This is a genomic window from Streptomyces sp. NPDC007905 (assembly GCF_042959345.1).
Classification (GTDB): domain Bacteria; phylum Actinomycetota; class Actinomycetes; order Streptomycetales; family Streptomycetaceae; genus Streptomyces.
Map to the genome: position 1 here is coordinate 45,828 of NZ_JBIBKS010000038.1, position 12,040 is coordinate 57,867.

Below are 12,040 nucleotides of genomic sequence, written 5' to 3' on the forward strand. Positions count from 1 at the left end.
GCGGGCCGGTGCCCGCGCACACCTCCAAGATCGCTCCAGCGCTTTGACAGAGCGTCCGCCCCCTCCGAATACTGACCGACGATTCAGTAACAAACCTCCGGGAGATCCCATGACCGCCCCCCTGATGTCGCTCGTGTGGACCGACCACATCACCGGCCACCGGGGCTTTCTGGTCGTCGACCGGCTGGTGCGGGGCGTGGCCAGCGGCGGACTGCGCATGCGGCCCGGCTGCACGCTGGAGGAGGTCGCCGGACTCGCCCGCGGCATGACGATGAAGGAGGCCCTGCACTACAACCCCGAGGGCCGCTACATCCCGCTCGGCGGTGCCAAGGGCGGCATCGACTGCGACCCGCAGGACCCTCGGGCCTACGGGGTGCTCGTGCGCTACCTGCGCGCCATGCGGCCGTACATCGAGAGCTTCTGGACCACCGGCGAGGACCTGGGGCTCACCCAGGACCTGGTGGAGCGCGCGGCGGCGGAGGCGGGTCTGGTCTCCTCCGTCCAGGCGGTGTACCCGCTGCTGGACGACGAGACGGCGGCCAGGAGGCGGCTCGCGGACGCCTTCGCCGTCGAGGTGGACGGCATCGGCCTGGACGAGCTGGCGGGCGGCTGCGGGGTCGCCGAGTCGGTGCTGGCGGCCCTGGACCGGGCGTCGGTGCCGTACCGGGGCACCCGCGTGGCCGTGCAGGGGCTGGGCACCATGGGCGGGGCCACGGCGCGCTTCCTGGCGCGCGCGGGCCTCACGGTGGTGGCCGTGGCCGACGTCAAGGGGACCATGGCCAACCCGGAGGGCCTCGACGTGGACGCGCTGCTCGCGGCGCGGGACGGGTACGGCACCGTCGACCGCTCAGCGCTGCGCCCCGGCGACCGTGAACTGCCCGGTGACGCCTGGCTGTCCGCCGACGCGGAGGTGCTGGTGCCCGCGGCGGTGTCGTACGCGATCGGCACGGCCGAGCAGGAGCGGATCACCGCCCGCTGGATCGTCGAGGCCGCCAACATGCCCGTGCTGCCCGAGGCGGAGGCGCTGCTGGCCGCCCGCGGGGTGACCGTGCTGCCGGACGTGGTGGTCAACTCCGCGACGAACGCCTGGTGGTGGTGGACGCTCTTCGGTGACATCGGCCCGGACGCCGACGAGGCGTTCGCCCACATCCGCCGCTCGATGCGCGCCCTGATCGATCTGGTGCTCGCCCGCGCGGAGACCGACCGGACGACACCGCGCGCCGCCGCCCACGCCCTGGTCACGGACCGCCTGCCGGTGATCGCGGAGCGCTTCGGCTGGTACCGCTGACGGCGGCCCGGCCGGTGGCACGCGAAGTGGCCGGAGCAAGCAGGCCCCTTCGGCGGGGCTCTGACCGACGCATTAGGGTGACCGCGTGGCGAGAGTGCGGTTGAGCGTGGCGGAGCGGCGGGAGGAGCTGCTGCGGTCCGCCATCGAGCAGATCGAGGCGCGGGGCGTGGCGGCGGTCAGGATCGCCGACGTGGCCTCCGCGCTCGGTGTGAGCAACGCGCTGGTGCTGTATCACTTCTCGACGAAGGAGAAGCTGGTCGCCGCCGCGTTCACCTATGCGGCCGAGGACGATCTCGCGCGTCTGCGGGCGCTGCTGGGCCGGCGCACCTCGGCGTTGCGCCGGCTGCGGGCGGCGGTGCGCTGGTACGCGCCCACGGGCCAGGCCAAGGGCTGGCGGCTGTGGATCGAGGGCTGGGCGGTGGCCCTGCGCGAACCCGCTCTCCGCGAGGTCACCCGGGATTTGGACAAACAGTGGAAGGCGGCGATCGCCGAGGTCGTCGCCGAGGGCGTGGCAGCGGGCGAGTTCGAGTGCGCCGACCCGGCGGGGGCGGCTCTGCGGCTCACCGCGCTCCTCGACGGGCTCGCGGTGCAGCTGACGTCGTACCCGGGCGCGGTGCCGCGGTCCCGGGCCCAGCAGTGGGTGGACGACGCCCTGGCCCGGGAACTCGGGCTGCCGCGGGAGGCGTTGACCGAGCGGGTGCGCTGAGCCGTCCTGCCGGGGCGCTCCCGTGAGCCTGCCCCGCACCGCCGGGTTCGCGGTACGGGGCCATGGCGGTCCTCACGCCACCGACGCGATCCACAGCTTGATGTCGTCCGGGGACAGCGTGCCCTTGGCCGTCACATGGTCGCCGGAGGACTCGCCGCGCAGCCGGCGGCCGATCCACGGGACGAGGTACTCGCGGGCCCAGTGGACGTCGTCGCGGCGGACCTCCAGGGTGCCCCGGGGCGGGAGCGGCGGCCAGGGCTGCTCCGGGTCGGCCGGGACGTCCAGGCCGAGGGCCTGGCCGGCGCGCAGCGCCACGCGCGTGTGGCCCTCGGGTGAGAGGTGCAGCCGGTCGTGGTCCCAGGCCCTGCGGTCCTGGACGGACTTCAGGGACCACAGGTCGAGCACGGGACAGCCGTACCGGTCGGCGATGGCGCGGACGTGCCCGTTGTAGGTGGCGATCTTGCCGCGCAGGTGCTTGAGCAGGGGAACGCCACGGGTGTCGAAGCCGGTCGTCACCAGGACCGAGCCCGCGGCCCCGGTGAGCCGGGCCACGGCGCGCTCGAAGCGCTCGGCCACCTCGTCCGGGTCGGTGCCGGGCCGGATGATGTCGTTGCCGCCCGCGCAGAAGGAGACGAGGTCCGGGGCCATTTCGACGGCCTTGGGGACCTGGTCGGCCACGATCTGGTCGAGCAGCTTTCCACGCACCGCCAGGTTCGTGTACGCGAAGTCGCCCTCGGGCCGCCGGTCGGCGAGCAGTACCGCGAACCGGTCGGCCCAGCCCACGAAGGCCCCGTCGGGGCCGGGGTCGCCGACGCCCTCGGTGAAGCTGTCCCCCACCGCCACGTACGACCCGATCACTGATCTGCTGTCATTCTTCGAATCGTCTGCCACGTCGGACCATGATTCACCTTCGGATGTGACCTACGCGACCGTAATTCAGGGTTGACGGACGGTGAGATAAGCCACTTCCCCAACACCCTCGGCCGGGAATACGCCAGCCGGCCCGACACGCCGACGGCCGGACCCGGGGATCGGGGTCCGGCCGTCGGCGGCGTGTCAGGCAAGAGGTTTACGGCGTGGTCGTCAGCCGACGGCGACGCCGTGCGAGCGGAGGTAGCCGACCGGGTCGATGTCCGACCCGTAGTCGGGCGTGGTGCGGATCTCGAAGTGCAGGTGCGGTCCGGTCACGTTGCCGGTGGCACCGGACAGACCGAGCCGGCCGCCCTCGGTCACGGTCTGGCCGGCCGAGACGGAGAGCTGGGAGAGGTGGCCGTACTGGGCGTAGTAGCCGTCGTTCAGCTTGATGACGACCTGGTTGCCGTACGCGCCGCCCCACCCGGCGGAGACGACGGTGCCGGCGGCAACGGCCTTGACGGGGGTGCCGGTCGGCACGACGAAGTCGACGCCGGTGTGGTAGCCGCTGGACCACATGCTGCCTGCCACGTGGTAGCCGGTGCCGATGGTGGCGCCGGTGACCGGGAGGGTGTAGCCGGTGGAGGGGGCGGGGGTCTGCGCCGCCGCGGTCGCGGTGGTCGCCGGGGCCGACGGGGTCGCCTGCGGCTTCCGGGAGGCCCGCGAGGGCTCGGCGGACTCGGTGTGCGTCGTCGCCGCCTTCGCGCCGAGGGACAGCTTCAGACCCGGGTGGATCAGCGACGGGTCGGCGCCGACGGCCTGCCGGTTGTCCTCGTAGAGCCGGTGCCAGCCGCCGCTGACGTTCTGCTCGTCGGCGATCGCCGCCAGGCAGTCACCGGATTTCACCGTGTAGCTGCGCACGCCCGCGTTCGACTGCGCGGTGGCCTTCTTCTCAGCCGTCTTGTCCACGGCCGGAAGGGACTGCGCGGCCTTACCGGCAACGGACTGCGTGGTGGCGGCGTGCGCTCCGGCGGCTGCGACGAGCGGCAGGGCCAATGCGGCACCGCCGGTCCCGGCGACGGCGATCGAGCGGGTGAGACGCCGGGTCTTCGGGCGTCGGTGCTTACCCTTCGCGGGCATGGCTCGTTCCTCTCCGGCGCCTGCGAGGTGAGCTGTCGGGTTCGGGCTGGAGCTGCCCGGCCGCCACGCGCGGCTGCACCCCGAGCCTGTGCCCCGGAGACCGGGACAGGCAGTCATACCTGGTGGGTCCCCCGCTCCTGCCGAACACGGGTCAAGTGTGTGGGGACTCCGGGCGGCGGCAGGATTCGGCGTTCCGTCCGGATTGGTGGCGAACGTAAGCGAGCGAGACGCACCCGGACAAGCAGCAGTTTCCCGGCGTGAGTGCTCCAGCTGATCGAATTCGGGAATGTACGGTCACCCTCCGTGAATACCCGAATCCTGCACCCTTTCAATTACCCCCGCCGCCACGGGAATTACGTGCACATGACGCGCGACACACGGTCACGAATATGACGCTCCTCACGCACCGCCTCCCCATGCCGTGCTATTCCAGAGCGAGTTGCAATGAAGGCTGCAATTCGGTCAGAAGCCTCAGATACGGCGCAGCCGGATAACTTTCGCATCCAGGTCACCCTTCAGTCCGGTGCGCAGACCGTGGTGCAGCAGGACCGCTCCCCGGTGGACCTCGCCCGTTTCGCGGCATTCGTACGCTTCTGCCGGGTCGAGTCCGCGCAGCCGCAGCGCCGGCACCGGCTCACCGTAGCTCTGCGCCTGGAGGCAGACGAGGACCGCGGTCTCACCCCCGAGCACGTACTGGACGGCGCTCAGGCCACCCGTCGGGGGCCGCAGCCGGTACAGCTCGCCGCGCTGGACGACCGGACGGATCTCCTTGTAGAGCTCCACCCACTGCCGGGCCTCGGACAGCTCCTCCTCGGTCCACTCGGTGAGGTCGCCGCCGACGCCGAGCACCCCGGCCATCGAGCTGACGAAGCGGAACCGCAACGGGCTGACCCGCCCGTTGAGCTGGGTGTTCGGGCTGTCGGTGACCCAGGCGGCCATGACCCGCGCGGGGTGGATCTGGCTGAAGCCGTGCTGGATGGCGAGCCGGTCGAGCGGGTCGGTGTTGTCGGAGGTCCACACCTGGTCGGTGCGGCTGAGCACGCCGAGGTCGATCCGGCCGCCGCCACCCGAGCAGGACTCGAAGGCGACCTGGGGGTGGGCGGTGCGCAGCCGGTCCAGCAGGGCGTACAGGGCGCGGACGTGGTCGACCCACAGGCGCTGCGGGTACGGCTCCCCGGGCCAGCCGGCGTCGGTGAAGCAGCGGTTGAAGTCCCACTTCACGTAGTCGATCGGGGCGCTGGACAGGAGGGTGTCCAGCTGCCTCCAGAGGTATTCCTGAACGTCCTCGCGAGCGAGGTTGAGGACGAGCTGGTTGCGCAGTTCCGTCCGCTTTCGCCCCGGTTGGTGCTGCACCCAGTCGGGGTGGGCGCGGTAGAGCTCGCTGTCGGGGTTGACCATCTCGGGCTCGACCCAGATGCCGAACTGCATGCCGAGGCCGTGCACCTGGTCCGCGAGGGGCTTGAGGCCGTGCGGGAAGCGGTCGGGGTTGGGCGTCCAGTCGCCGAGACCGGCCCGGTCGCTGGTGCGGGCGCCGAACCAGCCGTCGTCCACCACGAACAGCTCGACGCCGATCGCGGCGGCCCGCCGGGCGAGGGCGGTCTGCTGCTGCTCGGAGATGTCGAAGTTGGTCGCCTCCCAGGAGTTGAACAGCACCGGCCGGTCCCGGTCCGCGTCCGGGATGACGTACGCCCGCTGGTAGGCGTGCCAGGTGCGGCTGGCCCCACCGAAGCCGCCGTCGCTCCACAGGCCCGCGAAGACGGGTGTGGTGTACGACTGCCCCGGCTCCAGGAGCAGCAGGCCCGAGTCGTCGTAGCCCGCGCCGCCGGTGATCTGCACGCGCGCGTCCGGGAGTTGGGCGACGGCGATGCGCCAGGAGCCGGACCAGCCGAGCGCGCAGCCGTAGACCTCGCCGCGCTCCTCGGTCGCGTCGGTGTCCAGCGCGACCCAGGGCAGGTGCTGGTGGCCGGTGTGGCCGCGGCGGCTGCCGATGACCTTCTCACCGTGGGTGAGGGGGGCGGTGGTGAGCAGGGACTCGGCGGCCCAGCGGCCGTGCAGCTGGGACAGCCGCCAGCCCTCGCGGTCGGGCAGGGTCCAGGTGGCGGCGTCGGCGCGCAGCAGCTCCACGCGCGCGTGCCCGCCGTTGGCCACGGTCACCCAGCGCTCCACGACGTCCCCGCGCATCCGGTAGTGCAGGGTGACCGCCATGCCGTCGTCGTCGAAGCGCAGCCGCAGCTGGTCGCCGTCGGCGCCGCCCTCGGTGTCGTACGACACGAGGCGCCACTCGGTGCCGCGCCGCTCCTCGGTGCGCACGGACAGGGCGGGGCGGACGAAGCGGGGACCGCCCTCGACGGGGTACTCCTCGCGGCCGTCGAGCGGGGACTCGAAGGGCCAGTAGGCGGGCAGCGGGTTCACCGCGAGCGCCTCGGCGTCGGCGAGCGCGATCCGTGGCCCCCAGTGGAGGTGCAGCAGCTCGTCCGTATCGGTCAGATGCAGCGCATAGCTGCTGGTGGGCCCCGACAGGAGCCACGTACGACCGTTTTCGGCGATGTCCACCATCGAGAACCTCACAGGTGCCAACAGATCCGCTCAAGTGCGAACATCATTAGGCCCGTCGCCCCCTGGTGGCAACGCCTGTGGACAACTCATTGCCCGAGGAAATCGATGTCGTATGGTCGACGCAGCGCCCGTCGACGAGCCGCGCCGGCGGGGCCGACTGAAAGGAGCACCCGTGACGCAGCAGGTCCCGTCGACCGAACCCGAGCTGGCCGGAGTCCGCAATTTCCGTGACGTGGGCGGGCTGCCGACCGTGGACGGACGGCGGGTGCGCCACGGAGTGCTGTTCCGCAGCGGCCACCTCGCGCACGCGACCGAGAAGGACGCGGCCTTCCTCGCCTCCCTGGGCCTGCACACGGTCTTCGACTTCCGCAACGCGGCCGACCAGAAGCTGGAGGGCCCGGACGTCGAGCTGCCCGGCGTGCGGAACGTGAACCTGCCGCTGAGCGACCCGGCGGACGGCGCCGAGTTCTGGAAGATGGTCCGCGACGGCGACCTCGACCAGCTTCGCTCGATCCTCGCGGACGGCAAGGGGGCGGGCCGGATGGTCGCCTCGTACCGGACGATCGTCACGGAGCGCACCGCCGAGCACTCCCGGGTGCTGCACGCGCTGGCCGGGGACAGCGTGCCGGCGCTGATGCACTGCGCGGCCGGCAAGGACCGCGCGGGCATCTCCATAGCCGTCACGCTCCTCGCCGTGGGCGTGGAACGTGAGGCGATCATCGCCGACTACCTGGAGTCCAACGCCAAGCACCGCCGCTACAAGGTGCGCCGCAACGGCAACCCGGACACCGCGTACACGCCGGAGGTCATGGAACTGCTGAGCCCGCTCTTCGACGCGCGGGCCGAGTACCTGTCGGCGGCGTTCCAGAGCATCGAGGACACGTGGGGCGGGGTCGACGCCTACTTCGAACAGGGTCTCGGGCTCAGCCCCGAGACCCGGGAGCGGCTGCGCGAGCGCCTTGTGGACTGAGGGCCCTCAGCCCTTGGCGCCCACCGTGAACAGCAGGTAGAGGAACGCGGCGAAAAGGTGGCCGACCGCGATGTAGATGATCAGCCGGATCCACAGCGAGCGGGGGAACTTCTCCTCGAAGTTGCTCATGGCAGCTCTCCAGTCAGGGGGCCCAGGCACAGCGTGGCCGTGGGACTCTGCAGCAGGGTGTGAACGAACAGCAGCTCCACGCCGTCGTGATCCTCGGCGGCGAGGCGGTGCGGGGTGAGCGAGTCGAAGTGCGCGCTGTCGCCGGGCGCGAGCAGATGCGCGGCGTCCCCCAGGCGCAGTCTGAGCCGTCCCTTCAGCACATAGAGCCACTCCTCGCCGGGGTGGACGCGCACGATGTCGCCCTGGGTGCCGTACGGCACCCGGACGCGCAGCGCCTGCATGCCGCGCCCGGGGGCTCCGGCCTGGACGTAGGTCCAGCCACCCGCGTGGGTCGGTTCCATGTCGGCGGCGCGCACGATCGCGTCCCGGTCGGCGACCGTCTCGCCGAGCAGCTCCGAGACGGTCGTACCGTAGATACGGGCGAGCGCGAGCAGCATCGGCAGGGAGGGCTGACGCTGCCCGGTCTCCAGCCGGGAGAGGTGGGCGGCCGAGAGCCCGGCGGACCGGGCGGCGGCCTCCAGGGTGAGGCCGGCGCGTCGGCGCAGGGCGCGGAGCTGCGGGGCGACGGCGGGCAGCTCGTCGCCGGGCTCCGGCTCGGGAGGAGCGTTCATGTCTCCATTGAGCCGGGCATTTGCCTCTGCGGCAAATTTATTGCCTCAGAGGCAAAGGACGGGGGGTCGCGCTAGCGGTTGGCCACCGCCTGCTTGATCAGGGTCTTGCCGAAGTCCCACATCAGTCCGCCGCCGGTGTGGGCGTCGTCCATCACCGCCGTGAAGGCGTCCACGAACCGGTCCACGTCCGCCTCGTCGACCACCAGCGGCGGAATGAGCTTGATCACCTCCAGGTGGTCGCCGGAGACCTGGGTGAGGATCCGGTGGCGTTGCAGCAGCGGTACGACCACCATCTGGGCGAACAGGCCCTTGCGCGCGGCCTGGAGCATGGTCCAGCGGCCGCGCAGCTTCAGCGAGCTGGGCTTTCCGAACTCGATGCCGATCATCAGGCCCCGGCCGCGGACGTCGGCGAGCAGCTCGTACGTGTCGATCAGCGCGGTGAGCCGGGACTTCAGCAGCTCGCCCGTCCTGCGCACTCCGGCGACGATCTGCTCGTTCTCCATGACCGACAGCACGGCAAGACCCGCCGCCATCGCCTGGGCGTTGGACCCGAAGCTCGCCGAGTGGACCAGCACGCGGTCCATGGACGAGTAGACCTTCTTGAAGATCCAGTCCTTGCCGAGGGTGGCGCCGACGGGGACGTAGCCGCCGGACAGCGCCTTCGCCACGCACACCAGGTCCGGTTCGACGCCGTCCTCGTGCTGGTAGGCGTAGAAGTCGCCGGTGCGGCCGAGGCCGGTCTGCACCTCGTCCGCGATGAGCAGCGCCTTGTGCCGGTGCAGCAGCTCCTGGGCGGCGCGCAGATAGCCGGGTGGGGCCTCGTGCACACCCTTGCCCTGGATCGGCTCGACGATCAGCGCGGCGACATCGCCCTTCTTCAACTCCCTCGCCAGCGCGTCGAGATCGCCGAGGGGTACTGCGGTGTCGGGCAGCAGCGGGGCGAAGCCGTCGCGGAAGCCGTCCTCGCCGTTGACCGACAGGGAGCCGGTGGTCAGACCGTGGAAGGCGTGGTCGCAGTACAGGATCCGCGGTCTGCCGGTGGCGTAGCGGGCGAACTTCAGGGCGGTCTCGACCGCCTCGGTGCCGCTGTTGCCGAAGAACACCCGGTCCAGGTGCGGGCTGTGGACGAGCAGCCGCTCCGCGAGCAGGCCGGGCAACGGCTGGCAGTCGAAGCGGGTGAGGTCGGCGAGTTGCGCGTCGAGGACGTCGTGCAGCGCCTTGCGGACGACCGGGTGGTGGCGGCCGAGGCCCATCACCCCGAACCCGGCGAGCATGTCCAGGTAGTCGTTGCCGTCCGCGTCGAAGAAGTGGGCGCCCTCGGCGCGCTCGTAGACCTTGTCGAAACCGATGGTGTGCAGCATGCGCGGGAGCTGCGGATTCAGGTACTTCGTGTGCAGCTCGTAGCGCTCGGCCCCGCGCTCGGCGAGGAGGGCGCCGAGGTCGAACTCGGTGGTCATTCAGCTCTCTCCTTGACTGTGCCCCCCGTGTCCTTGACGGCCAGGCTCGCGCCGATCCGGCCGGCGACCTCGACGGGCGTGAGGCCGATGTCGGCCAGCACCTCGCTGCGCTTGGCGTGCGCGAGGAACTGCTCCGGGATGCCGAACCGCCGTACGGGCACGTCCACGTCGGCGTCACCGAGCGCGAGCGCCACGGCCGAACCGACGCCGGCGGACCGGCTGTTGTCCTCCACCACGGCCACCAGGCGGTGCGCCGCGGCCAGGCCCGGCAGCGCCGGGTCGACGGGCTTGACCCACCGGGGGTCCACCACCGTGCACGCGATGCCGCGCGCCGCCAGCAGCTCGGCGGCCTGCAGACACACCGGTGCCATCACGCCGACGGCCACCAGGAGCACCTCGGCGTGCTCGGCACGGTGCAGGACGTCCATGCCGCCGACGCGGTCGATCGCCGGGATCTCCGGCCCCACCGACTCCTTGGGGAAGCGGACCAGGGTGGGCGCGTCGTCCACGGCGACGGCCTCGCGCAGCTGGGCGCGCAACTGCTCGGCGTCGCGCGGCGCGGCGATCCTGAGGCCCGGTACGACCTGGAGGACGGACAGGTCCCACATGCCGTTGTGGGAAGCCCCGTCGACACCGGTGACGCCGGCCCGGTCCAGCACGAAGGTGACCCCGCACCGGTGCAGGGCCACGTCCATCAGCAGCTGGTCGAAGGCGCGGTTGAGGAACGTGGCGTAGACGGCGACGACCGGGTGCAGCCCGCCGGTGGCGAGTCCTGCCGCGGACACGGCCGCGTGCTGCTCGGCGATGCCCACGTCCCACACCCGGTCGGGGAAGCGCTCGGCGAACGCGCCGAGCCCCACGGGATGCAGCATGGCCGCCGTGATCGCCACGACGTCCTCCCGCTCCTCCCCGATCCTGACGATCTCGTCACTGAACACCGAGGTCCAGGAGGGCCCGTTGGACGGCGTGAGCGGTGCGCAGGTGAGCGGGTCCATCACGCCGACGGTGTGGAAGTGGTCCTCCTCGTGGGCGAGGGCGGGTTCGTAACCGCGGCCCTTCTCCGTGAGGCAGTGGACCAGGACCGGCCCGTGGAAGCGTTTCGCCCGGCGCAGCGCGGACTCGACGGCGCCGATGTCGTGGCCGTCGATCGGGCCGACGTACTTCAGGCCCAGGTCCTCGAACATGCCCTGCGGGGCGAAGGCGTCCTTGAAGCCCTTCTTCGCGCCGTGCAGGGACTCGTAGAGGGTGTGGCCGACGACCGGAGTCCGCAGGAGGACGTCCTTGCCCCAGGCGAGGACCTTCTCGTAGCCGTCGGTGGTGCGCAGGGTGGCCAGGTGGTTGGCGAGGCCCCCGATGGTCGGGGCGTACGACCGCTCGTTGTCGTTGACGACGATGATCAGCGGCCGGTCCTTGGCGGCCGCGATGTTGTTCAGCGCCTCCCAGGCCATGCCGCCGGTCAGCGCACCGTCGCCGATGACCGCGACCACATGGCCCTTCTCCCCCCGCACCTGGTTGGCCTTGGCGAGGCCGTCGGCCCAGCCCAGGGCGGTGGAGGCATGACTGTTCTCGATGACGTCGTGCTCGGACTCCTCACGCGAGGGATAGCCCGACAGGCCCCCCTTGCCGCGCAGCTTGGAGAAGTCCTGACGCCCGGTCAGCAGCTTGTGCACATAGCTCTGGTGCCCGGTGTCCCACAGGATGCGGTCGACCGGTGACTCGAAGGCCCGGTGGAGCGCGATGGCAAGTTCCACCACTCCCAGATTGGGCCCTAGATGACCGCCGGTTCTCGACACCGCGTGCACCAGGAACTCACGTACTTCCTCGGACAGTTCACCGAGTTCCGCCTCGGACAGCGCCTTCAGGTCGCGTGGTCCCCGGATGGTCTCCAGAATCGTCACGCTGGGCCCCCTCTCGGTCCGTGCCGTGTCTTCCCCAACTCACTTCGTCTGCTCGGCGAGCTTCATGGCCTCCTCGATGAGGGTCTCCACGATCTTGGACTCGGGGACCGTCTTGATGACCTCGCCCTTGACGAAGATCTGGCCCTTGCCGTTGCCGGAGGCGACGCCGAGGTCGGCCTCGCGGGCCTCGCCGGGACCGTTGACGACACAGCCCATGACGGCGACGCGCAGCGGGACGTCCATTCCGGTGAGACCGGCGGTGACCTCTTCGGCGAGCTTGTAGACGTCGACCTGGGCGCGGCCGCAGGACGGGCAGGAGACGATCTCCAGGCCGCGCTGGCGCAGGTTCAGCGACTCGAGGATCTGGATGCCGACCTTGACCTCCTCGGCGGGCGGGGCCGAGAGGGAGACGCGGATGGTGTCGCCGATGCCC

Annotated in this window: 11 protein-coding genes and 1 riboswitch; of the genes, 3 read left to right on the forward strand and 8 right to left on the reverse strand. The window is 71.3% G+C overall.

The features are described from left to right. The first annotated feature begins 109 nt into the window (after positions 1 to 109). Both ACFZDC_RS38950 and ACFZDC_RS38955 read left to right on the forward strand, forming a co-directional pair. The gene (locus ACFZDC_RS38950) at positions 110 to 1,288 is read left to right on the forward strand and encodes a Glu/Leu/Phe/Val dehydrogenase dimerization domain-containing protein (RefSeq protein ID WP_391331449.1); all 1,179 of its coding nucleotides are present in this window, start codon (positions 110 to 112) and stop codon (positions 1,286 to 1,288) included. An 85-nt stretch (positions 1,289 to 1,373) separates the two neighbouring features. Further along, on the forward strand, positions 1,374 to 1,994 hold the full coding sequence (locus tag ACFZDC_RS38955) for a TetR family transcriptional regulator C-terminal domain-containing protein (protein ID WP_391331451.1): 621 nt from the start codon (positions 1,374 to 1,376) through the stop codon (positions 1,992 to 1,994). 72 nt (positions 1,995 to 2,066) lie between these two features. On the opposite strand, the gene ACFZDC_RS38960 is transcribed toward ACFZDC_RS38955, so the two are convergent. The 3 genes from ACFZDC_RS38960 to ACFZDC_RS38970 form a co-directional block, all read right to left on the reverse strand. Further along, positions 2,067 to 2,852, reverse strand: a complete 786-nt coding sequence (locus ACFZDC_RS38960; RefSeq protein ID WP_391331470.1) for a GDSL-type esterase/lipase family protein — start codon at positions 2,850 to 2,852, stop codon at positions 2,067 to 2,069. A gap of 225 nt (positions 2,853 to 3,077) precedes the next feature. Next, positions 3,078 to 3,986 carry a peptidoglycan DD-metalloendopeptidase family protein gene (locus ACFZDC_RS38965; RefSeq protein ID WP_391331452.1) on the reverse strand — a complete coding sequence of 303 codons (909 nt, stop codon included), beginning with the start codon at positions 3,984 to 3,986 and terminating at the stop codon, positions 3,078 to 3,080. Between the two features lie 2 nt (positions 3,987 to 3,988). Continuing rightward, positions 3,989 to 4,154, reverse strand: a riboswitch (cyclic di-AMP (ydaO/yuaA leader). A 303-nt stretch (positions 4,155 to 4,457) separates the two neighbouring features. Further along, positions 4,458 to 6,542: an alpha-galactosidase gene (locus ACFZDC_RS38970; RefSeq protein ID WP_391331471.1), complete on the reverse strand. Its 2,085-nt coding sequence runs from the start codon at positions 6,540 to 6,542 to the stop codon at positions 4,458 to 4,460. A 172-nt stretch (positions 6,543 to 6,714) separates the two neighbouring features. Between ACFZDC_RS38970 and ACFZDC_RS38975 the strand changes: the two genes are divergently transcribed. Further along, positions 6,715 to 7,512, forward strand: coding sequence for a tyrosine-protein phosphatase (locus ACFZDC_RS38975; RefSeq protein ID WP_391331453.1), 798 nt, complete (start codon positions 6,715 to 6,717; stop codon positions 7,510 to 7,512). Positions 7,513 to 7,518: 6 nt separating this feature from the next. Here the strand turns inward: ACFZDC_RS38975 and ACFZDC_RS38980 are convergent, their stop codons facing one another. From ACFZDC_RS38980 to ACFZDC_RS39000, 5 genes are all read right to left on the reverse strand, one after another. Continuing rightward, positions 7,519 to 7,641, reverse strand: a complete 123-nt coding sequence (locus ACFZDC_RS38980; RefSeq protein ID WP_391331455.1) for a DUF6126 family protein — start codon at positions 7,639 to 7,641, stop codon at positions 7,519 to 7,521. Further along, positions 7,638 to 8,252 (reverse strand): helix-turn-helix domain-containing protein, encoded by a 615-nt coding sequence (locus tag ACFZDC_RS38985; protein WP_391331457.1) that lies wholly within the window; start codon positions 8,250 to 8,252, stop codon positions 7,638 to 7,640. The genes ACFZDC_RS38980 and ACFZDC_RS38985 overlap by 4 nt, the downstream gene beginning before the upstream one ends. 71 nt (positions 8,253 to 8,323) lie before the next feature. Next, positions 8,324 to 9,709, reverse strand: coding sequence for an aminotransferase class III-fold pyridoxal phosphate-dependent enzyme (locus ACFZDC_RS38990; protein WP_391331459.1), 1,386 nt, complete (start codon positions 9,707 to 9,709; stop codon positions 8,324 to 8,326). Further along, positions 9,706 to 11,607 carry a 1-deoxy-D-xylulose-5-phosphate synthase gene (gene dxs, locus ACFZDC_RS38995; protein WP_391331461.1) on the reverse strand — a complete coding sequence of 634 codons (1,902 nt, stop codon included), beginning with the start codon at positions 11,605 to 11,607 and terminating at the stop codon, positions 9,706 to 9,708. The genes ACFZDC_RS38990 and dxs overlap by 4 nt, the downstream gene beginning before the upstream one ends. A 39-nt stretch (positions 11,608 to 11,646) precedes the next feature. Further along, positions 11,647 to 12,040: flavodoxin-dependent (E)-4-hydroxy-3-methylbut-2-enyl-diphosphate synthase (locus ACFZDC_RS39000; protein ID WP_391331462.1), on the reverse strand; the 394-nt coding region annotated here is incomplete at its 5' end.

Coding starts and splice junctions, on each gene's coding strand:
- ACFZDC_RS38970 (WP_391331471.1), bottom strand. CDS start 6,542: ATGGTGGACATCGCCGAAAACGGTCGTACGTGGCTCCTGTCGGGGCCC.
- ACFZDC_RS38985 (WP_391331457.1), bottom strand. CDS start 8,252: ATGAACGCTCCTCCCGAGCCGGAGCCCGGCGACGAGCTGCCCGCCGTC.
- ACFZDC_RS38950 (WP_391331449.1), top strand. CDS start 110: ATGACCGCCCCCCTGATGTCGCTCGTGTGGACCGACCACATCACCGGC.
- ACFZDC_RS38990 (WP_391331459.1), bottom strand. CDS start 9,709: ATGACCACCGAGTTCGACCTCGGCGCCCTCCTCGCCGAGCGCGGGGCC.
- ACFZDC_RS38980 (WP_391331455.1), bottom strand. CDS start 7,641: ATGAGCAACTTCGAGGAGAAGTTCCCCCGCTCGCTGTGGATCCGGCTG.
- ACFZDC_RS38965 (WP_391331452.1), bottom strand. CDS start 3,986: ATGCCCGCGAAGGGTAAGCACCGACGCCCGAAGACCCGGCGTCTCACC.